The sequence below is a fragment of the Bradyrhizobium sp. HKCCYLRH2015 genome, assembly GCF_051168215.1.
Taxonomy (GTDB): domain Bacteria; phylum Pseudomonadota; class Alphaproteobacteria; order Rhizobiales; family Xanthobacteraceae; genus Bradyrhizobium.
In genome coordinates this window covers 313,651-332,442 of the sequence record NZ_JBNPUO010000001.1, presented here as the reverse complement: position 1 = coordinate 332,442, position 18,792 = coordinate 313,651, and the positions used below count along the sequence as shown (strand labels likewise).

Annotated in this window: 17 protein-coding genes; 7 read left to right on the top strand and 10 right to left on the bottom strand. The window is 65.0% G+C overall.

What is annotated here, in order from left to right; translation table 11 throughout:
• The first annotated feature begins 4 nt into the window (after positions 1–4).
• Positions 5–883 carry an SMP-30/gluconolactonase/LRE family protein gene (locus ACQR1H_RS01415; RefSeq protein ID WP_315801386.1) on the top strand — a complete coding sequence of 293 codons (879 nt, stop codon included), beginning with the start codon at positions 5–7 and terminating at the stop codon, positions 881–883.
• Positions 884–950: 67 nt separating this feature from the next.
• Here ACQR1H_RS01415 and ppc read toward each other — a convergent pair whose 3' ends face one another.
• The 3 genes from ppc to ACQR1H_RS01400 form a co-directional block, all read right to left on the bottom strand.
• Positions 951–3,734 carry a phosphoenolpyruvate carboxylase gene (gene ppc, locus ACQR1H_RS01410; protein WP_434864259.1) on the bottom strand — a complete coding sequence of 928 codons (2,784 nt, stop codon included), beginning with the start codon at positions 3,732–3,734 and terminating at the stop codon, positions 951–953.
• A gap of 117 nt (positions 3,735–3,851) precedes the next feature.
• Positions 3,852–5,396, bottom strand: a complete 1,545-nt coding sequence (locus ACQR1H_RS01405; RefSeq protein ID WP_316218531.1) for an acyl-CoA synthetase — start codon at positions 5,394–5,396, stop codon at positions 3,852–3,854.
• Positions 5,397–5,525: 129 nt separating this feature from the next.
• Positions 5,526–6,335 carry a crotonase/enoyl-CoA hydratase family protein gene (locus ACQR1H_RS01400; RefSeq protein WP_315801299.1) on the bottom strand — a complete coding sequence of 270 codons (810 nt, stop codon included), beginning with the start codon at positions 6,333–6,335 and terminating at the stop codon, positions 5,526–5,528.
• Positions 6,336–6,439: 104 nt separating this feature from the next.
• Here ACQR1H_RS01400 and ACQR1H_RS01395 point away from each other — a divergent pair, with 104 nt between their 5' ends.
• Entirely contained in the window at positions 6,440–7,315 is an 876-nt protein-coding gene (locus tag ACQR1H_RS01395) for an SDR family oxidoreductase (protein WP_315801300.1), read from the top strand.
• Between the two features lie 125 nt (positions 7,316–7,440).
• Positions 7,441–9,021: a fatty acid--CoA ligase gene (locus ACQR1H_RS01390; protein ID WP_434907011.1), complete on the top strand. Its 1,581-nt coding sequence runs from the start codon at positions 7,441–7,443 to the stop codon at positions 9,019–9,021.
• Positions 9,022–9,210: 189 nt separating this feature from the next.
• On the opposite strand, the gene ACQR1H_RS01385 is transcribed toward ACQR1H_RS01390, so the two are convergent.
• A complete protein-coding gene (locus tag ACQR1H_RS01385; RefSeq protein ID WP_315801302.1) occupies positions 9,211–10,485 on the bottom strand; it encodes an acyl-CoA dehydrogenase family protein in 1,275 nt (424 codons plus the stop codon).
• A 166-nt stretch (positions 10,486–10,651) separates the two neighbouring features.
• Here ACQR1H_RS01385 and ACQR1H_RS01380 point away from each other — a divergent pair, with 166 nt between their 5' ends.
• The gene (locus ACQR1H_RS01380) at positions 10,652–11,431 is read left to right on the top strand and encodes an enoyl-CoA hydratase-related protein (RefSeq protein WP_315801303.1); all 780 of its coding nucleotides are present in this window, start codon (positions 10,652–10,654) and stop codon (positions 11,429–11,431) included.
• 233 nt (positions 11,432–11,664) lie between these two features.
• Here ACQR1H_RS01380 and ACQR1H_RS01375 read toward each other — a convergent pair whose 3' ends face one another.
• The 3 genes from ACQR1H_RS01375 to ACQR1H_RS01365 are packed head-to-tail and all read right to left on the bottom strand — an operon-like array spanning position 11,665 to position 13,822.
• Positions 11,665–12,042 (bottom strand): DUF6285 domain-containing protein, encoded by a 378-nt coding sequence (locus ACQR1H_RS01375; RefSeq protein ID WP_315801304.1) that lies wholly within the window; start codon positions 12,040–12,042, stop codon positions 11,665–11,667.
• Positions 12,042–13,031 carry a phosphotransferase family protein gene (locus ACQR1H_RS01370; RefSeq protein WP_315801305.1) on the bottom strand — a complete coding sequence of 330 codons (990 nt, stop codon included), beginning with the start codon at positions 13,029–13,031 and terminating at the stop codon, positions 12,042–12,044. Before ACQR1H_RS01370 ends, ACQR1H_RS01375 begins: the two co-directional genes overlap by 1 nt.
• Entirely contained in the window at positions 13,028–13,822 is a 795-nt protein-coding gene (locus ACQR1H_RS01365; protein WP_315801306.1) for an enoyl-CoA hydratase/isomerase, read from the bottom strand. Before ACQR1H_RS01365 ends, ACQR1H_RS01370 begins: the two co-directional genes overlap by 4 nt.
• Positions 13,823–14,000: 178 nt before the next feature.
• Here ACQR1H_RS01365 and ACQR1H_RS01360 point away from each other — a divergent pair, with 178 nt between their 5' ends.
• Entirely contained in the window at positions 14,001–14,780 is a 780-nt protein-coding gene (locus tag ACQR1H_RS01360; RefSeq protein WP_315801307.1) for an SDR family NAD(P)-dependent oxidoreductase, read from the top strand.
• 168 nt (positions 14,781–14,948) lie between these two features.
• Positions 14,949–15,782, top strand: coding sequence for an alpha/beta hydrolase (locus ACQR1H_RS01355; protein WP_315801308.1), 834 nt, complete (start codon positions 14,949–14,951; stop codon positions 15,780–15,782).
• Positions 15,783–15,851: 69 nt separating this feature from the next.
• Here ACQR1H_RS01355 and ACQR1H_RS01350 read toward each other — a convergent pair whose 3' ends face one another.
• Positions 15,852–16,142 (bottom strand): hypothetical protein, encoded by a 291-nt coding sequence (locus ACQR1H_RS01350; RefSeq protein WP_315801309.1) that lies wholly within the window; start codon positions 16,140–16,142, stop codon positions 15,852–15,854.
• Positions 16,143–16,323: 181 nt separating this feature from the next.
• On the opposite strand from ACQR1H_RS01350, the gene ACQR1H_RS01345 reads away from it, so the two are divergent.
• Positions 16,324–16,935, top strand: a complete 612-nt coding sequence (locus tag ACQR1H_RS01345; protein ID WP_315801310.1) for a flavin reductase family protein — start codon at positions 16,324–16,326, stop codon at positions 16,933–16,935.
• Between the two features lie 20 nt (positions 16,936–16,955).
• On the opposite strand, the gene ACQR1H_RS01340 is transcribed toward ACQR1H_RS01345, so the two are convergent.
• On the bottom strand, positions 16,956–17,285 hold the full coding sequence (locus ACQR1H_RS01340) for a cytochrome c (protein WP_434882602.1): 330 nt from the start codon (positions 17,283–17,285) through the stop codon (positions 16,956–16,958).
• Between the two features lie 5 nt (positions 17,286–17,290).
• On the bottom strand, positions 17,291–18,490 hold the full coding sequence (locus tag ACQR1H_RS01335; RefSeq protein ID WP_434907010.1) for a molybdopterin-dependent oxidoreductase: 1,200 nt from the start codon (positions 18,488–18,490) through the stop codon (positions 17,291–17,293).
• Between the last annotated feature and the right edge of the window lie 302 nt (positions 18,491–18,792).

Below are 18,792 nucleotides of genomic sequence, written 5' to 3'. Positions count from 1 at the left end.
CACTATGGCCGTCGAGCGCGTCGCCACCGGAATGCGCTGGGCCGAAGGCCCGGTCTATTTTGCTGCTGGCCGCTATGTGCTGTTCAGCGACATCCCGAACAATCGCATCATGCGCTTCTCCGAGGACGATGGTCATCTCAGCGTCTATCGACAACCGTCGATGAATTCGAACGGCAACACCATCGATCGGGAAGGACGGCTGATCACCTGCGAGCACAGCGGCCGACGGGTCACCCGCACCGAGCTTGACGGCTCGATCACGATCATCGCCGACAGCTACAATGGCAAGCGCTTGAACTCGCCCAACGATGCGGTGGTCGCGGCCGACGGCGCAATATGGTTCACCGATCCGGTCTACGGCATCGGTGGTTTCTATGAGGGCCTCAAGGCGCAGCCCGAGCAGGACAAGCACAATGTCTATCGGGTCGATCCGAAATCGGGAGAGGTGAAGGTTGTGGTCGACGACTTCGTCGAACCCAACGGGCTGGCCTTCTCGCCTGACGAGAAGAAACTCTACATCATCGACACCGGCTTCACCGACGGGCCGGACAATCCCGCACACATCCGCGTATTCGACGTCGATCACGCGGCCGGCAAGCTGGCCAACAGCAAGGTGTTCGCCGAAATGCCGAAGCCAAGCATCTCCGACGGTGTCCGATGCGACCGCGACGGACGGGTCTGGTGCTCCGTGGGTTGGGGTGATCCGAACGAGGACGGCGTGCGCTGCTATGCCCCGGACGGAACGTTGCTGGGCAAGATTCATATACCTGAAACGGTCGCCAACCTTTGCTTCGGCGGCCAGCAGCGCAATCGACTCTACATCTGCGGCTCAACATCGCTCTATGCGGTGTATACGAGTGCACAAGGCGCTCTGAAGCCCTGATCCGCAGACAGCTGATGTGTCGGGCTGGCGAGGAGCTCATTGTCCTCGCCAGTCCGCGTTCGTCGCGTCAGCCCGTATTCCTCAACCCCGCCGAGATGCCGTTGATCGTCAGTTGAATCCCGCGCAGCACCTGCTCGTCCGGGTTCTGCGCGCGGTGCTCCTTCAACAACTCGACCTGCACGTGGTTGAGCGGATCGAGATAGGGAAAGCGGTTGCGCACCGAGCGCTCGAGCAGCGGGTTGCCCTGCAATAGACGCTCCTGCCCGGTGATGTCGAGCAAGGTCTCGATCACCAGATTCCATTCACGGCGGATGCGGCCGAAGATCTTTTCCCGCAGGGCCTCGTCGGGGACCAGCTCCGCATAGCGCGAGGCGATCGCGATCGAGCTCTTGGCGAGCACCATGTCCATGTTCGACAACAGCATGCGGAAGAACGGCCATTCCCGGTAGAGCTCGCGCAGGAACGGCATGCCCTGCTCCGGATTCTCCGCGATCCAGGTCTCGACCGCGCTGCCGAAGCCGTACCAGCCCGGCAGCATCAACCGGCACTGCGCCCAGGAGAACACCCAGGGGATGGCGCGCAGATCCTCGATCGCGCGGGTCTTCTTGCGCGAGGCTGGGCGGCTGCCGATGTTCAAGGTCGCGATCTCGTTGATGACGGTCGAGGCCCAGAAATAGTCGACGAAGCCGTCGGTCTCGTAGACCAAGCTGCGATAGGCCTTGAACGCGAGCTCCGAGAGCCGGTCCATCGCGGTGAGATATTCGCGCTTTGGCGCCGGCTGGCGCGGATGCAGCAGGCTGGCCTCGAGCGTCGCCGCGGCGAGGATCTCCAGATTGTTGCGGCCGACCTCGGCATTGGAATATTTGCTGGAGATGATCTCGCCCTGCTCGGTGATCCGGATCTGGCCGTTCACGGCGCCCCCGGGCTGCGCGATGATGGCATCGTAGCTCGGGCCGCCGCCGCGGCCGACCGAGCCGCCGCGGCCATGGAACAGCCTGAGCCGGATGCCATGGCGTTCGAAGATGTCGACCAGGCCGATCTCGGCCTTGTAGAGCTCCCAGCCCGAGGTGACGAAGCCGCCATCCTTGTTGCTGTCGGAATAGCCGAGCATGACCTCCTGCACGGCGCCGCGGCTGTCGACCAGGCGGCGGTAATCGTGCAGCGCCAGCATCCGGTCCATGATGCCGCTGGAGGCCTGCAAATCCTCGATGGTCTCGAACAGCGGCACGATATTGACGGCGCAGCGGCCCGATGGATCGATCAGGCCGACCTCCTTGAGCAGCAACGCCACCTCGAGCATGTCCGACATGCCCTTGCACATCGAGATGATGCACTGGGGAATCACATCGGCGCCGAACGTCGCGTGCGCCTCGGCGGCGGCGCGGAACAGCGCGAGCTCGCCGACGGTTTCGTCGCTGTACTTCACGAACTGCGAGACCAGTGGCCTGGCATTGCGCAGCTCGCTGACCAGCAGGCCGACGCGGGCATCCTCGCTGAGCGCCATGTAGGACATGCCGGGCATCGCGGTGTCGATCAGCTCGGCCACGGTGCGCTCATGCACCGCCGAATTCTGGCGGATGTCGAGCCGCGCCAGATGGAAGCCGAAACAGTCGACCGCGCGCCGGAGCATCCGCAGCCGCCCGCGCGCGATGACCTCGGCATTGTTGGCGATCAGCGAGCGATGCAGCACGTCGAGATCGTCCTGCAACTCTTTGACGCTGTCGTAAGGCGCGACCGCCGCCACCGGCAGGCGGCTGATCTGGATGCCGAGCTTCTTCGCGGTGGCCGCCAGCCGCGCATAGATGCCGGACACCGCGAGACGATACGGCTCGCCACGACGATGCGGCGACGTGTCCGGCGAGCGCTCGGCCAGCGCGCGCAGCTCCTCGGAGACATCGGCGAGATGCGCCGCAATGGACAGCTCGCTGCCGAGCAGATGCAGCTCCTCCAGATAGTAATGCAGCGCCAGGCTGGATTGCAGCTTGAGCGTTCCACGCATGACCTCGGCGGTCACGAACGGATTGCCGTCGCGGTCGCCGCCGATCCAGCTCCCCATCCGCAGGAACGAGGCGAGATCGCCCGCCACCTCCGCGCCGTCGTTGAGCCGATCTTCCAGCGTGCACAGCAGCCGCGGCACCTCGCGCAGGAAGGTGTAGTCGTAGAACGACAGACCGTTGGTGACCTCGTCGAGCACCGTCAGCTTCGTCCGGCGCAGCAGGTTGGTCTGCCACAAGGTCAGCACGGCGCGGCGCAGCGCCTCGTCATTTGCCGCGCGCTCATCCGGCGTCAATTGCATCCGCTCGCGGCGGTCGAGCAGCATCGCGATCTCCATCTCGCGATCCATCGTGCTCTTGCGCCGCACCTCGGTGGGGTGCGCGGTCAGGACCGGGCTGACCAACGCGGTGGAGAAGAACTTGCGCAGCTCCGCCGCCTCGAAGCCGGCCGACTTGGCGTGGGCGAGCGTCGCCGCCAGCATGCCATTGCCGCCGTTGGCGTCGCTCTTGGCGCGCATGCGGCGAATGTTGTTCTGGTCCTCGGCGATGTTGGCGAGATGGGAGAAATAGCTGAAGGCGCGGACGATGCGGACGGTCTCCGCGGTCGACATGCCGTCGAGGATCTGCTCCAGCTCGCGCCGCGCCTGGCGGTCCTCGTCGCGATGGAAGCGCACCGAGGTCTGGCGTATCAGCTCGACGAGGTCGAAGACGTCGGCGCCCTCCTGGTCGCGAACGGTGTCGCCGAGGATGCGGCCGAGCAGCCGGATGTCGTCCCGAAGCCGCGCATCCTCCTCCATGGCCTGCGCCTCGGCGGCGCGGTTGGGACGGATTTCCTCTGGTATGGCTTGCGGCGACATGGATGCGCTCTCCAGCAGCTGCCCATTTACGGGTCAGTCTGCCGTATCCGTATTGCAGCGCAAGATCAAGAAAGAGGCGTCGCCTGCCCTATTCCAAGCTATCGTTCCTCCGCTCGGTCAGATTTGCCTTCCGGCTCGCTCCCAATACGGATCGCGCAGCCGCCGCTTGAAGATCTTGCCGGAATCCTCGCGCGGCAATTTATCCTGGATTTCGATGTGCCTGGGCACCTTATAGTCGGCCAGCGAGGCCTTCAGCCGCGCCTTGATAGCGCCGACATCCAGCACGACGCCGGGCTGCGGTTCGACAACGGCCATCAGCGCCTCGCCGAACTCCGTGTCGGGGATGCCGAACACAGCGCAATCGTGCACGCCCGGCACGGCATGCAGCACCGCCTCGATCTCGGCCGGATAGATGTTGACCCCGCCGGAGATCACCATGTCGCGCTTGCGGTCGCACAGGAACACATAGCCATCGAGGTCCATGTAGCCGACATCACCCGAGGTGATGAAGCCGTCGCGGTCGATCTCGGCACGCTTCTCCGGCTTGTTGTGATAGGTGAAATCCGGATTGCCCGCGATGCGCGAATAGATCTCGCCGATCTCGCCCTGCGGCAGGATGCGCCCGTCCTCACCGAGGAAGCGCAACTCGGCGCCCGGCGAGACCTTGCCGACGGTGCCGGGCTTCTTCAGCGCGTCCTCGGAGCTCGCGAAGGTGACTGCGCCCGATTCGGTCGAGCCGTAGAATTCGTAGATGACCGGCCCCCACCATTCGATCATCGCGCGCTTGACGTCGGCCGGGCACGGCGCCGCGGCGTGGATGATGTGACGCAGCGACGACATGCCGTAGCGGCTGCGTACCTCCTCGGGCAGCTTCATCAGGCGGATGAACATGGTCGGCACCATGAAGATGGTGTCGATCCGCTCCACCTGGATGATACGGAGAAACTCCTCCGGCTCGAACCGCGGCATCAGCACCAGCGCGCCACCGAGCCGTCCGGCACGCAGGCCGAAGGCGTTCGGCGCGGAATGATACAGCGGTCCGGGCAGCAGCGCGCGCGAGCCCGGCTTGAGTCCATAGATCAGCGCCCGCATCCGTTCGGCCGAGGCCGCCTGCTCCACCGTCGGCGCATTGCGCCGGACGCCCTTGGGATGACCAGTCGTGCCGGAGGTGTAGATCATGTTCTGCGGCTGCGGCACCTGCGGTCCTTCGTAAGGACCCTGTTGCATGAGCCAGCTTTCCAGGTCGGTCGCGAACTCCGGTGTTGCGAGCAGATCCGCGCCGATCTTGTAGTTGGACAGGATCTCCGGCGGCGTCGGGACGCTGAGCACGGTGATGCCGGAGGGAATCATGCCGCGAAGCTGATGCAGCAGATCGGCGTGACCGATCAGCACCCGCGTCGCGGAGTCCTTGAGGATGTAATCGATCTCCTCCGGCTTGAAGTGCCAGTTCACCGGCACACCATAGGCGCCCAGTCGCATCGCGCCGTAGGCGGCCTCGATGAAGGCGATGTCGTTGCGCATGAGCATGCAGACGCAGTCGCCCTGGCGCACGCCGAGCTGCGCGAGACCGCTCGCGATCCGCGCGGCGCGGTCGGCGATGTCAGCGTGGCTGCGCCGGCGTTCGCCGGAGATGATGCCGCAAAACAGGGAGGACGTTTCCATTGTTATTGCCTTGTCCGATCTGGCGTCGGTTCGAGTTTCCGCCGTCATTCCGGGGCGATGCGCAGCATCGAACCCGGAATCTGGAAATTGTTTGGCTCAGCTCCTTCGGGGCTGCCCGCAAGGAGGAGGCTAATCTACAAACTTGGGCGCACGCTTTTCGATGTTCGCCCGCACCGACTCCAGCTGGTTCGGGCTGCCGATCAGCTTCTGCTGCTCGACCGATTCCGCGAGCAGCGCCGGGCCCGGATCGACCGAGAGGTTGTTCAGCATGCGCTTGGCGGCGCGGATCGCATCCGGATTTTTGCCTGCGATCTCACGCGCCGTCTCCAGCGCGGCGGCGCGCGGATCGGCGCAGATGCGCGTAACGAGGCCGTAAGCCTGCCCCTCTTCCGCCGAAAACACGCGGCCGGTATAGGTCAGCTCGCGCAGGATGTCGTCGCGCATCAGGGTCGCCAGGATCGGCGTGCCCGCCATGTCCGGCACCAGACCCCATTTGATCTCCATGATCGACATCTTGGTGTCCGGTGCGACGTAGCGCATGTCGGCGCCGAGCGCGAGCTGGAAGCCGCCGCCATAGGCCACGCCATGCACTGCAGCAATCACCGGCACCGGCAACTTCCGCCAGCCCCACACCGCCTGCTGGGCGAAGTTCGCCTTGCCGTGGGTGCGAACGGTGAGGTCGCGCTTCTCGCCGCCGGGTATGCCGTTGCCGCCGGAGTCCTTCATCGCCGCGAAGCGGCCCATGTCGAGCCCGGCGCAGAAGGCGCGGCCCTCGCCGGACAGCACCACGGCGCGCAGCCCCTTTTCCTTCGCCAGCCGCTCGGTGGCCGCCACCAGCGCCTCGAACATCTCCATGTCCAGCGCATTCATCTTGTCGGCGCGGACCAGGCGAACGTCGGCGACGCCGTCCTTGATCTCGATCGCGATGCGGTTGTCCATCGAGCGGTCTCCTCACGAATGTCTTTGTGACTTTACAGAAGGCTGTCGGAGCGATTTAGTCAATCGACCAATTAACTCACAACATGTCAGGCGGAAACTCTCCCATGTTCAAGGACAATCTCCTCGAAGGTCGGCGCATTCTGGTGACCGGCGGCGGCACCGGCCTTGGCAAAGCGATGGCCGCACGCTTCCTGCAGCTTGGCGCCGAAGTGCATATTTGCGGCCGGCGGAAAATCGTCTGCGACGAGACCGCGACCGAACTGATGGACCTCTATGGCGGGCGCGTCACCAGCCACGGCGTCGACATCCGCAATGCGATGGCGGTCGAGGAAATGATCGAGGCGATCTTCCAGGAAGGCGGCCTCACCGATCTCATCAACAACGCCGCCGGCAATTTCATTTCCCGCACTGAGGAATTGAGCCCGCGCGGTTTCGACGCGGTTGCCAACATCGTGATGCACGGCACGTTCTATGTGACGCATGCCGTCGGCAAGCGCTGGATCGCAGCGATGCAGCCGGGCAACGTCGTGTCGATCACGGTCACCTGGGTGCGCAACGGCTCGCCCTATGTGGTGCCCTCGGCAATGAGCAAGTCGGCGATCCACGCGATGACGATGTCGCTCGCCACCGAATGGGGCCGCTACGGCATCCGCCTCAACACCATCGCACCCGGCGAGATCCCGACCGAAGGCATGAGCAAGCGCATCAAGCCCGGCGACGAGGCCGGCGCGCGCACCAAGGCGATGAACCCGATGGGTCGCGTCGGCACCATGGAGGAGTTGCAGAACCTCGCGGTGTTCCTGATCTCCGGCGGCTGCAACTGGATCAACGGCGAGACCATCGCGATGGACGGCGCCCAGGCGCTGGCGATGGGCGGCAACTTCTATCAGCTGCGCGACTGGAGCGACGACGACTGGACCAAGGCCAAGGAGTCGATCAAGGCGCAGAACGAAAAGGACCGCGCGACGCGCACGAGCTGAGCAAGACACGCGTTGATCGGTGGCGCACGCCCTGTAGACTGACTGAACAACGCTCGCTGCGGCGCGATCCGGGGCGAGGACGACAAAATATACAACGAAGAACACGGCACAATCGGAGGGGAAACATGTCCGTCACGACGGCAGCGTCGACGCTCGTCGACGTCGTGCGCAGCCAAGCGCAGGCACTCGGCTCCGCCACCGCCTATGAGTTCGAAGGCCGCACCACCAGCTTCGCCGAATTCGACCGCAAGACCAGCCAGGTCGCCAACGCGCTGAAGGCGCTCGGCATCAAACCGCACGACCGAATCGCCTATTTCGGCAAGAACAGCGACATCTATTTCGAGCTGCTGGTCGGCGCCATGAAGGCCAATGTCGTGATGGCGCCGGTGAACTGGCGCCTCGCCGGTCCCGAGGTCGCCTTCATCGTCGAGGACTGCAAGACGCCTGCCCTGTTCGTCGGTCCCGAGTTCATCACGATGATCCGCAACATCCGCGGCCAGATTCCGAGCGTGCGGCACATCATCACGACCGGAGGCGGCGCGCCGGAATGGCAGGACTACACGGCCTGGCGCGACGCGCAGAGTGCCGACGATCCTGGCGTGGCGATCACGCCGCGGGACATCGCGCTGCAGCTCTACACGTCCGGCACCACCGGCAAGCCGAAAGGCGCGATGCTGTCGCACGCGAACTTCCTCAACCTGGTGAATACCGGCAATCCCGAGGAGAAACCGGACTGGAACAAATGGTCGACCGACGACGTCTCGCTGATCGCGATGCCGATCTTCCACATCGGCGGCTCCGGCTGGGGCCTGATGAGCCTCTACCACGGCGCCCGTGGCGTCATCGCGCGCGAGTTCGATCCCACGAAGATCCTCGACTTCTTCGAGCAGTCCGGCATCACCAAGCTGTTCATGGTGCCCGCCGCGATGCAGTTCGTGGTGCGGCAGCCGCGCGCGCGGCAGGTCGATTTCTCGCGGCTCAAATACATGCTCTACGGCGCCTCGCCGATCCCCGCGGCGCTGCTGAAGGAATGCATCGAGGTGTTCAAATGCGGCTTCGTGCAGATGTATGGCATGACCGAGACCACGGGCACCATCATCGCGCTGCCGCCCGAGGATCACGTCGAAGGGCTGGAGCGGATGCGCTCGGCCGGCAAGCCGCTGCCGGGCGTCGAAGTCGCGATCATCGATCCCTTGGGCAATCCGCTGCCGCCGCGGCAGGTCGGCGAAATCGCCACCCGCTCCGGCTCCAACATGACCGGCTACTGGAACCTGCCGGAGGCGACCGCACGCACGCTTGGCAGGGACGGCTGGCTGCGCACCGGTGATGCCGGCTACATGGACGAGGACGGCTACGTCTACATCCACGACCGCATCAAGGACATGATCATCTCCGGCGGCGAGAACATCTATCCGGCCGAGGTGGAGAGTGCGATCTGCGATCATCCTGACGTCGCCGAAGCCGCCGTGATCGGCATTCCCGACGAGAAATGGGGCGAGGCTGTCAAGGCGATCGTCGTGATGAAGCCGGGCAAGCAGGCGACCGCGACCGACATCATCAACTTCACCCGCACCCGCATCGCCGGCTTCAAGACGCCGAAGACCGTCGACTTCCTCGACGCCCTGCCGCGCAATCCCTCCGGCAAGATCCTGCGGCGGAATCTGCGCGACCCATATTGGGCGGGCAAGGACCGGCAGGTGAATTGACAACCGGCGGTCTTCTCGTTGCGACAGCCTGGATCGCGTCGCTGGCGCTCGCGATGACGTGGAGAGAGCGCGCACTCTCTCCACACCGTCATTGCGAGGCGCCCTTGCGCCGAAGCAATCCAGGGGCCAAGTGACAGGTCTGGATTGCCGTGCTGACGTTCGCGATGCCGCCACGCGATCAGGCCGCGCTCACCGCTTGTTCGCCCCCATATAGCCAAACAGGAACCCCGCCACCTTGCGCATCTGGATCTCCTCACTGCCCTCGGTGATGCGATAGCGGCGGTGGTGGCGGTAGATGTGCTCGAACGGCTTGTGGCGCGAATAGCCCATGCCGCCATGCACCTGGATGGCGCGGTCGGCGGCCTCGCAGCACAGACGGTTAGCCCAGTAGTTGCACATCGACACCTTGTCGGAGAGCGTGTGCTCGACCTGCGCCTGGGTGAGCTGGTCCATCTCCCACGCGGTCTTGCGGATCAACAGCCGCAGCATCTCGGCCTGGGTCGCCAGCTCCACCAGCGGCCACTGGATTGCCTGGTTCTCGGCCAGCGCCTTGCCGAACGGCTTGCGCTCACGCGCGTAATTCACGCTCTCGTTGATACAGTAGACGGCCGCACCGAGCGAGCTCGCCGCCTGGCGGATGCGGTTCTCGTGCACGAAGCATTGGGCCAGCGACAGCCCGCGCCCGACCTCGCCGAACAGCGCGTCCTCCGGCACGAACACGTCGGTGAAGCTGACGCGCGGATGGTCGGTCGGCATGTTGAAGGTCCAGAGATATTCCTCGACCTTCACACCCTCGGTCTTGGCCGGCACTAGGAAGCAGGTGATGCCGCGCGCATCGCCGTCATTGCCCGAGGTGCGCGCAAACAATGCGCAATGCGTGGCGACGTGCATGCCCGTGGTCCACATCTTCTCGCCGTTGATCAGCCAGCCCTTGACGTTGTCGCGGGTCGCCGGGACGGCCTTGGTCTCCATATGAGTCGCATCCGAGCCGTGATGCGGCTCGGTCAGACCAAACGTGATGCGGTACTTGCCGGTGATCGAGCCGTCGATCATCGCCTTCTGGTCGTCACGGCCGTAGCGGTCGAGCATGGTCACGATCGGCAGATTGCCGACGATCGAATGCTCGTTCTGCAGGTCGTTGTGCAGGCCGAGGCCCTTCGACGCGAAATGCTCGCGGATTACCGCCATCCAGAGGTTCGAGCCGTCCTTGCCGCCATAGCGTTTCGGGATCGCGAAGCGCAGATGGCCGGCCGCGTCGGCGCGGTCCTTGGCCTTGCGCAGCAGCCGCTCCCAGTCATGCCGCGGCAGGCCGCCATTCTCGAAATCGGTGCGCGCCCATTCGCGGCGATGATCGAAGAAGCGGATGTTGTCGTCCGCCTGCTCCAGCGGCTTGATCTCGGCGTCGATGAAGCGGTCGAGCTCGTCGAGATAGGCGATCAGTTCCTTCGGCAAGGAAAAATCCATGGCGTGTCTCCCTGTGCGTGTCGTTGTTGTTCTTGCTCTTGGTCAGGCCAGCCCGCCGCCGCGTGCTTGTGGCGCGCGGCGCGGTTGCGTATTTGGATGACCGCGCGCGCGGCGCAGGCGCTAAGCTCGCGCACGGCAGCCAATCAGAAACCAGGAGGAACGGTCGATGGAGCTGAAATTCTCGAAGGTCACGCGCAAGGGGCCGATCACAATCGTCACCCTTGCCCGTCCCGAGGTCTACAACGCGCTGCATACCGACGCACATTACGAGCTGGAGGCGGTGTTCGACGGGTTCGCCGCCGATCCCGAGCAATGGGTTGCGATTGTCACCGGCGAGGGTGACAAGGCGTTCTGCGCCGGCAACGACCTGAAATGGCAGGCGGCCGGCGGCAAGCGCGGCTGGGGCCGAAGCGGCTTCGGCGGACTGACGTCGCGCTTCGATTGCGACAAGCCGCTGATCGCCGCCGTGAACGGCGTCGCGATGGGCGGCGGCTTCGAGATCGCGCTGGCCTGCGACCTGATCATCGCCTCCGAGAATGCGACCTTCGCGCTGCCCGAGCCGCGCGTCGGCCTCGCCGCGCTCGCCGGCGGCCTGCAGCGGCTGCCGCGCCAGATCGGCATGAAGCGCGCGATGGGCATGATCCTCACAGGCCGCCATGTCGCCGCCAGCGAAGGCCACGAGCTCGGCTTCGTCAACGAGGTGGTGCCGCGGGGCGAGGCGCTGGCGGCCGCCGAGCGCTGGGCCGAGACCATTGCCAGGAACTCGCCGATGTCGATCCGCGCCTCCAAGCAGGCGATCGAGAAGGGCCTGGCGGTGTCGCTGGAGCAGGCGATCACCGAGCAGCGCGACTACCCGGCGGTCCAGGCGATGATTCATTCGCAGGACTACATCGAGGGACCGAAGGCGTTTTCGGAGAAGCGGCCGCCCAAGTGGCTGGGGCGGTAGAGCCTCACCGAGCTCGTCATTCCGGCGCGCGCGCAGCGCGAGCCCGGAATCCATAGCCGCGATCATGCCTATGGATTCTGGGCTCGCGACTGCGTCGCGCGCCGGAATGACAGCGCGGGTCTGCCTCCACTCCGTCATGGCCGGGCTTGACCCGGCCATCCACGTCTCGCGGCAGATTCGTGAGAGGATGGATGCCCGGGTCAAGCCCGGGCATGACGACGGAGAGTTACACGTCATTCGTGCCTCCCCGCCTCGCGCTTGTAGGATGCGTAGTTCGGCTGATCGACGGCGAGCTTGTCGAGCGTGGTCTGCCAGAGATGCTCCTTCAGACCCGGCGTCGCGAGATCGACAGCACCGCTCGCAATCTGCTCCGCCAGCGCGCGATTGAGGTCGAGCAAGGCACCGTCCTGTCCCAGCAAATCCTTCAAACGCGCATGCTCTGCAGCCTCCGCGGGCGCCGCCTGTGTCAATTGCCGCACGACCAGATCGAGCGCGTTGATGCCGACGCGCAGCTTGAACGCCTGATGTCCCGAGATCAGCGGGGCTACATCGTTGCGAAGAAAATCGGCCACCGCCTGTACCAGCTCGGTCGGAGTCGGTTCGTCCTGCATCAGCCCTCTCCCCGCGGCGCCAGCAGCCGCAGCAGATCGATCTCAGTCTCCGACGCGCGGCGGCCGATCATGGCGCGTTCCATCGAGTGGTCGGGACCCAAGCGAAACCGCTGCATCATGCCGCAGCACATCACGCCCCAGCGCAATGTGCCCATGACCTCCCAGAACTTCACCCTGCCGGCATCGACCTTGCGGCCAGCGGCCTCGTAGCCCGCGTACAGCTCCTCGCGCGAGCCGAAGCCACCGACGGGCTTGTCGATCTCGCCGAAGCGCCAGGAGTTGACGCAGATCCAGCCGAGATCCTCCATGGGATCGCCGAGATGGGCGAGCTCCCAGTCGAGCACGGCGCGCACCCCGTCGGGGCCGATGATGAGATTGCCGTTGCGGAAATCGCCGTGCACCAGCGTGACCTCCGCCGAGGGGCCGGGATCATTGTGCGACAGCCAGCGCAACGCGAGATCGAACACCGGGCGCGGCCAGTCGAAGCTTTGATATTCGCGCGCAAGCTCCGCGATCTCCCTGACCGCGTTCATCTCACGCAACGCCGGCAATGCCTCGCGCCGAATGCCGTGGATGCCGGCGGCGATGCCGCCGAGTTGGCGCGCGAGACGGGGGCGCGCCTCGGCAAACTCGGCATCGCGCAGGATCTTGCGCGCGATGGTCTCGCCCTCGACGCGGCGCATGATGAAGCCGGCGCCGAGATCGTCCTCCGGCGTCAGCAGGTGCAGCACCTCGGGCGACGGCACCCCGGCGGCACGCGCCAGCCGCATCAGCGCCGCCTCGTTGTCGAGCCCGGCGGCGCGGCCAGGCGCGGCGCCATAGCCCTTCGGCGAGCGGCGCAAGATCGCACCGACATCGCCCGCGGGATGGACGATGTCGAAGCGCCACGTCTCCTGGCTGGCGCCGCCGGAGAGCTTTGCGGCGCCGTGCACGCCGGTCGCCCCCGGCATGAACGAGGCGACGCAGCGGGACAGCTCGGCCTCGATCATTGGCCCTTGAACTTGGCCGGCCGCTTCTCGAGGAACGCGGTGACGCCTTCCTTGAAATCCGACGTGCTGCCGGCGACGCGCTGCGCCTGGAATTCAGCGTTGAGCTGGTCTTCGAACGAGTTCTCGGGACTGTCCCAATACAGCTTGCGGATCTGAGACAATGCGACCGTCGGGCCATTGGCGAGCTCATGCGCGAGCTTCATCGTCTCCTCCTTCAGCGCCGCATCGTCATAGACGCGATTGACGAGCCCCCATTGCAGTGCCGTCTCGGCCGGCAGCTTCTCGCCGAGCAGCGACAGCTCGATCGCGCGCGCCTTGCCGACGAGGCGCGGCAGCAGCCAGGTCGAGCCGCAATCGGGAACGAGGCCGATGCGGCGGAAGGCTTGCAGGAAGTAGGCGGACTTGGCGCACAGGATCATGTCGCCCATCAGCGCGAAGCTCATGCCGGCGCCCGCGGCCGGGCCGTTGACCGACGTCACGATCGGGCAATGCAGGTTGCGCAGGCGGCGCAGGAACGGATGGAAGGCGGTCTCGAGCGCGGCGCCGGCATTGCTGCGGCCGGGCTTGGCCTGCGTGTTGCGGCCCTGCAGATTGGCACCGGTGCAGAACGCGCGTCCCGCGCCGGTGACGACGAGACAACGCACCTCCGCCTTCTTCTCCTCGATCTCGTCGAGTGCCTCGGCGAGCCCGCCCAGCATGTCGATCGAGACCGCGTTCATCACCTCCTGATGATCGAGCGTGAGGACGGCGACGGGCCCGTCGAAATCGAGCGTGACGTGCTTGAACTGCATGGTTTCCTCTCAAGAGCTTTTCGAGCGCTGCATTCTTTACGGCGGAAATTCGCTGCATCGCCCGGTTCGTGCAGCATATTTGATTTTTGCGCTGCGCTTGTCCATGGTTGGATCATCCCAATAACTGAAGCGGCGCGCAGCGCACTCACATCATCACGGAAACGTCCGAGAGAACCCCATGAACATGTTCGACCTCACCGGCCGCGTGGCCGTCGTCACCGGCGGCAATGGAGGCATAGGCCTCGGAATCGCCCAGGCACTTGCGTCCAGTGGCTGCAACGTCTCGATCTGGGGCCGCAACGCCGAGAAGAACAAGGCAGCCGCGGCCTCGATGGCGGCTGGTCCCGGCAAGGTCGACACCCGGGTCTGCGACGTGACGAGCCCTGCTTCCGTCAACGACGCGATGCAAGCGACGCTCGACGCCTTCGGCCGCGTCGACGGCTGCTTCGCCAATGCGGGCATCGGCGGCGGCGGCCGCAAGCCTTTCATCGAGCGCAGCGAGGAGGAATGGCGCACGATGTTCGCGACCAATCTCGACGGCGTCTTCCACGCCTTCCAGGCTGCCGCGCGGCACATGACGGCCCGGGCGGAGGCCGGTGATGCGTTCGGCCGCCTGGTCGCCACCTCGAGCCTCGCCTCGCTGTTCGGCACCGCGCGCAACGAGCACTATGCCGCGACCAAGGCCGCGATCAACGCGCTGTGCCGCGCGCTCGCGGTCGAGCTCGCACGCCACGGCGTCACCGCGAATGCGATCCTGCCCGGCTGGATCAGGAGCGACATGACCGCGGGCATCATGGGCAATGAGAAGTTCGTCGCCAACGTCATGCCGCGCATCCCGGTGCGCCGCTTCGGCGAGCCGTCGGATTTCGGCGGCATCGCCGTCTACCTCATGAGCAAGGCGTCGTCCTATCACACCGCAGACTGCTTCGTGATCGACGGCGGCTATACCGCCTTCTGACCGGCAGCAGCGACCGGTGGGCCGGTGCGCCGGTCCGCCGAACCCGGATTTGTTCCACATCCGTATTCCAAGATTTCCGAAATTTAATGCTGTCCAGGCTGCCACGCCCTCGTGACCTCGGCGTTGTCCCTCATCACATAACGAGGAGAAGCCGAGGGGAAGGAAGCCATGAAGCGAGGCGTGACGGTTTTGGCCTGTGTGTCTGCCCTGACTGTGGCCGGCTATTTCGCTATTGCGAAGTGGGGCATCCAGCACGAGAGCCGTGAGTTTTTCGATGCCGAGCGGCAGCGGCCGATCACGGTCGACGTGGCCGTGCGCACGGATTACGAGATGAAGGCCAATGCCGGGCTGTGGCGGCTCCCGGTGGCGATCATCAGCAACGGCAACACCGTCAAGAACACCGAGTATTCCTTCCTCGCGAACGTGTTCGCCGCGCGCGGCTATCTCGTCGCCAGCGTTCAGCAGGACCTGCCGACCGATCCGCCGCTCGTCACCAAGGTCGGCATGCCCTATGTCGGCCGGCTCGACGTCTACAAGAAGGGTGAGGCCAACATCCTGTGCGTGCTCAAGGAGATGAAGAAGCGCCATCCGAATGCCGACTATGAGCATCTGACCCTGGTCGGCCATTCCAATGGTGGCGACACCGCGATGTATTTCGCCAAGGAGCATCCGAACATCGTTTCGCAGGTGGTGACGCTCGACAATCTGCGGGTGCCTTTCGTGATCCGGGACAAGCTGAAGATCCTGTCGTTCCGCTCCGACGATCCGCAGTTCAAGACCGATCCCGGCGTGTTGCCATCGCAGGTCGGCAAGAAGAGCGGTATCGACATCATCAAGACCGAATTTCAGCACACCTGGATGAGCGATCGCGGTCCCTATACGGCGCGGGAGCGGATCCAGGCGACGCTCGACAAATATCTCGGCGGCGACACCACCAGCGAGCTCGCACCGGCAGACACCGACAATCTGATCGTCACCAACGGCGCAGCGGCCCTGCCCTGATCTGACGATACGTCGGCGGGGCGGCATGCGCATGGCAGCGGCGCAATCGCGCAGCCGCCATCGCAGCCGTCAGTTCTGCGGTTTCTTGGCCGGCGGGCCGTTCTTATTCCCCGGCATTCCCTTGATATTCGACGGATCCTGAGCGCTGACGTCCGGATTATGGCGGTTGATCGTGGACGAGCCGACCGTGCCGCCTGTCGTCTCAGTGCCCGGTCCGTTCTTGTTGCCGGGCGCGCCCTGGATGCCTGCTCCGGAATTCTGCACACTCGGCGGCGGCGTGGTCTGCGGGCTGCCCTGCGCCAGCGCGGACGTAGCCGAGACGGCGAACGCGCAAGCAATCAGACTGATCATTGGTTTCATGGCGCGACCTCCATTTGTAGTTGCTGTGCTGTCCGAACGTGGCGCTGGCGGAGCCGTTCCCGGAAACATGGAGTTTCCCGCGCGAGGACGCCGATGTGCGCACCCTCTGCCCGCTTTATTGGCTTCCGGATCGCGTCACGGCCCACTACGGTCGGGGAACCGACGCACCAGAGGCCCCTACATGGAATACCTCTCCACCGATCTCAGCCCGCGCGAGCGCTACAAGATCTTGACCTCCTTCGTGCTGCCACGGCCGATCGCCTGGGTCACGACCAGGGGCGAGACCGGGGTGGTCAACGCCGCGCCGTTCTCATTCTTCAACGTGATGGGCGAGGACCCGCCGCTCTGCGTGTTCGCGATCAACCTGCGGCCGGACGGCCGGACCAAGGACACCCTGGTCAACATCCGCCGCTCAGGCGAGTTCGTGGTCCACATCACCGACGAGCCCCTAGCGCAGGCGATGCACGAGACCGGCGGCGACTTTCCGCCCGAGATCGGCGAGCCCGATCATCTCGGACTCAAGCTCGCACCCTCGCGCATGATCGGCGTGCCGCGGCTGGCGGACGCACCGTTCGCGATGGAGTGCAGGACCTGGCAGCTCATCGATGTCAACGGCGACCGCGTGCTGGTGCTCGGCGAGGGCCTCGCCTTCCACATCCGCGACGAGTTGTGGGACACCGAGAAGATGCGGGTCGAGATGGAGCTGTTCCACCCCGTGGGGCGCATGTTCGCCGACCGCTATTGCCGCACCGACGACCGCATGGATTTCCCGCCGGCGAAGGGCGCCGGCTGAGCGCTCCCGGCCGGACGCCGTCAGTAGGTCGCGGCCAGATAGCCGACGATCTTGTCGACATCGGCCGCGTCGATCGGGGCACCATAGACCTTGATCATCTTGGTGACCTCGGCCTGCCAGAACTCCTTCTTGTTCTGCATCGGCGGCTGCGTCTTGATGTAGTCGGAGGAGTGGCAGGCCGTGCAGTTGCCCTGGACCACGGCGAGGTCGGGCCCCGGCTTGAAGGCGGCAGTCTCCTGTGGAACCTGGTAGTTGACGGGCGCTGCGGTCAGGGCGATGGGGTTGCCCGCCAAGCAACCAAGTCCAGCGGCCAGCGAGGCGATGAGGAACGACATCCGTTGCATGGTCATCCTCCTCAGGCCGCCGTGACGCGGACGGTTTCGACGACATTGCGCAGATAGCCGGCCGGATTCCAGCGCGGTGTCTCCGGCTGGGTTTCGCCGGAATTGCTCGTGGCCCGCACCTTGAGCTCGTGGGCTCCCACGGCAAGCTTCACCGGCAGCTTCCACTCGCGGAAGGAATATTTCCCGAGATCCCTGCCGAGCTTGGCGTCGGTCCAGCTCTTGCCGCCATCGGTCGAGACCTCGACCTGCTTGATCCCCGTTCCGCCGTCGAATGCGATGCCGCGCAGCACCGCCCTGCCGGCCTTCAGCTTCGCGCCATCGGCCAGGCTGGTGATGAACGAGCGGACCGTGAAGCGGTTGATCGGGATGGTGGCTTTCGGCGTCGTGCCGGGCTCGACGGCATTGTTCGGCGTGTCCGGGATGCGATAGGCCGATTTCATCCAGAAGCCGTCGAACACGCCGTCGACGACGGTGATCTCGTTGAGGTGCTTGACCCAATACGTCCCGTAATAGCCGGGCACGATCAGTCGGAGCGGGAAGCCGTTGAGGAACGGCAGATCCTCGCCGTTCATGCCGTAGGCCAGCATCACCTCGCCATTCATGGCGTGATCGAGGTCGAGCGCCTTGACGAAATCCGGCGTCTTGTCGATCACCGGGCCGTCCATGCCGCCGAACGTGACCTGTCTGGCGCCGGCCTGGACACCCGCCATGTCGAGCACGGTCTTCAGCGGCACGCCCCGCCAGCGCGCATTGCCCATGGCGCCGTTGCCAAGCTGGCCGCCTGCGACGCGAGGCTCGAAGAAGCCGCGGCTGTTGCCGGAGCATTGGTTGACGGCGACGATCTCGGTCGCCTTCATCTTGCGGATGTCCTTGAGCGACAGCTTGAGCGGCTTGTCGACCTTCCCCTTGATCGCGAGTGTGAACTTGTCCGGATCGAGATCGTAAGGCAGGCCCGCCAAATGATAGCGGACGAAGAAGGCATTGTTCGGCGTGATCACGCCGTCATTGAACACCCCGAATGGCGTTTCGAGTTGCGGCGGCCGGCTGGTCAGGCCGATCATCGGCCGCTTCTGCGGATACTTCACCAGCGGCCGCTCGCCGTTGGCGAAGGGCAACGTCACCGTCTCCCCGGCCAGCGCACGGGTCGTGCCGAAGCTGCCCAGCAAAGCAGCCATCCCCGCTCCCTTGAGCAGATCACGTCTGTCGATCATGGGTCTCCCTCCGGAGTGGTGGTTCTCGCCAGGGGTCATCACCTCGGGACGAGTTGGTCAGCACACGGCATGCATTGCGGCGCCAGATGATTGTTGCACGATTCTCTTGTGACAAGAAAAGACGTGATGTCAGAGATCAAACCATCGCGATTCATCGCACTGCGGCAAAAATGAAGACCGCGCGTGGGTGACGGAGTGCGCACGCGAGTCGTGCCGGCGAAAGGGCGGTTCGCGGGTCGTGTCGTCCTTGCGAGCGAAGCAATCCAGAGTCCCGCGTCGACTCTGGATTGCTTCGTCGCTGC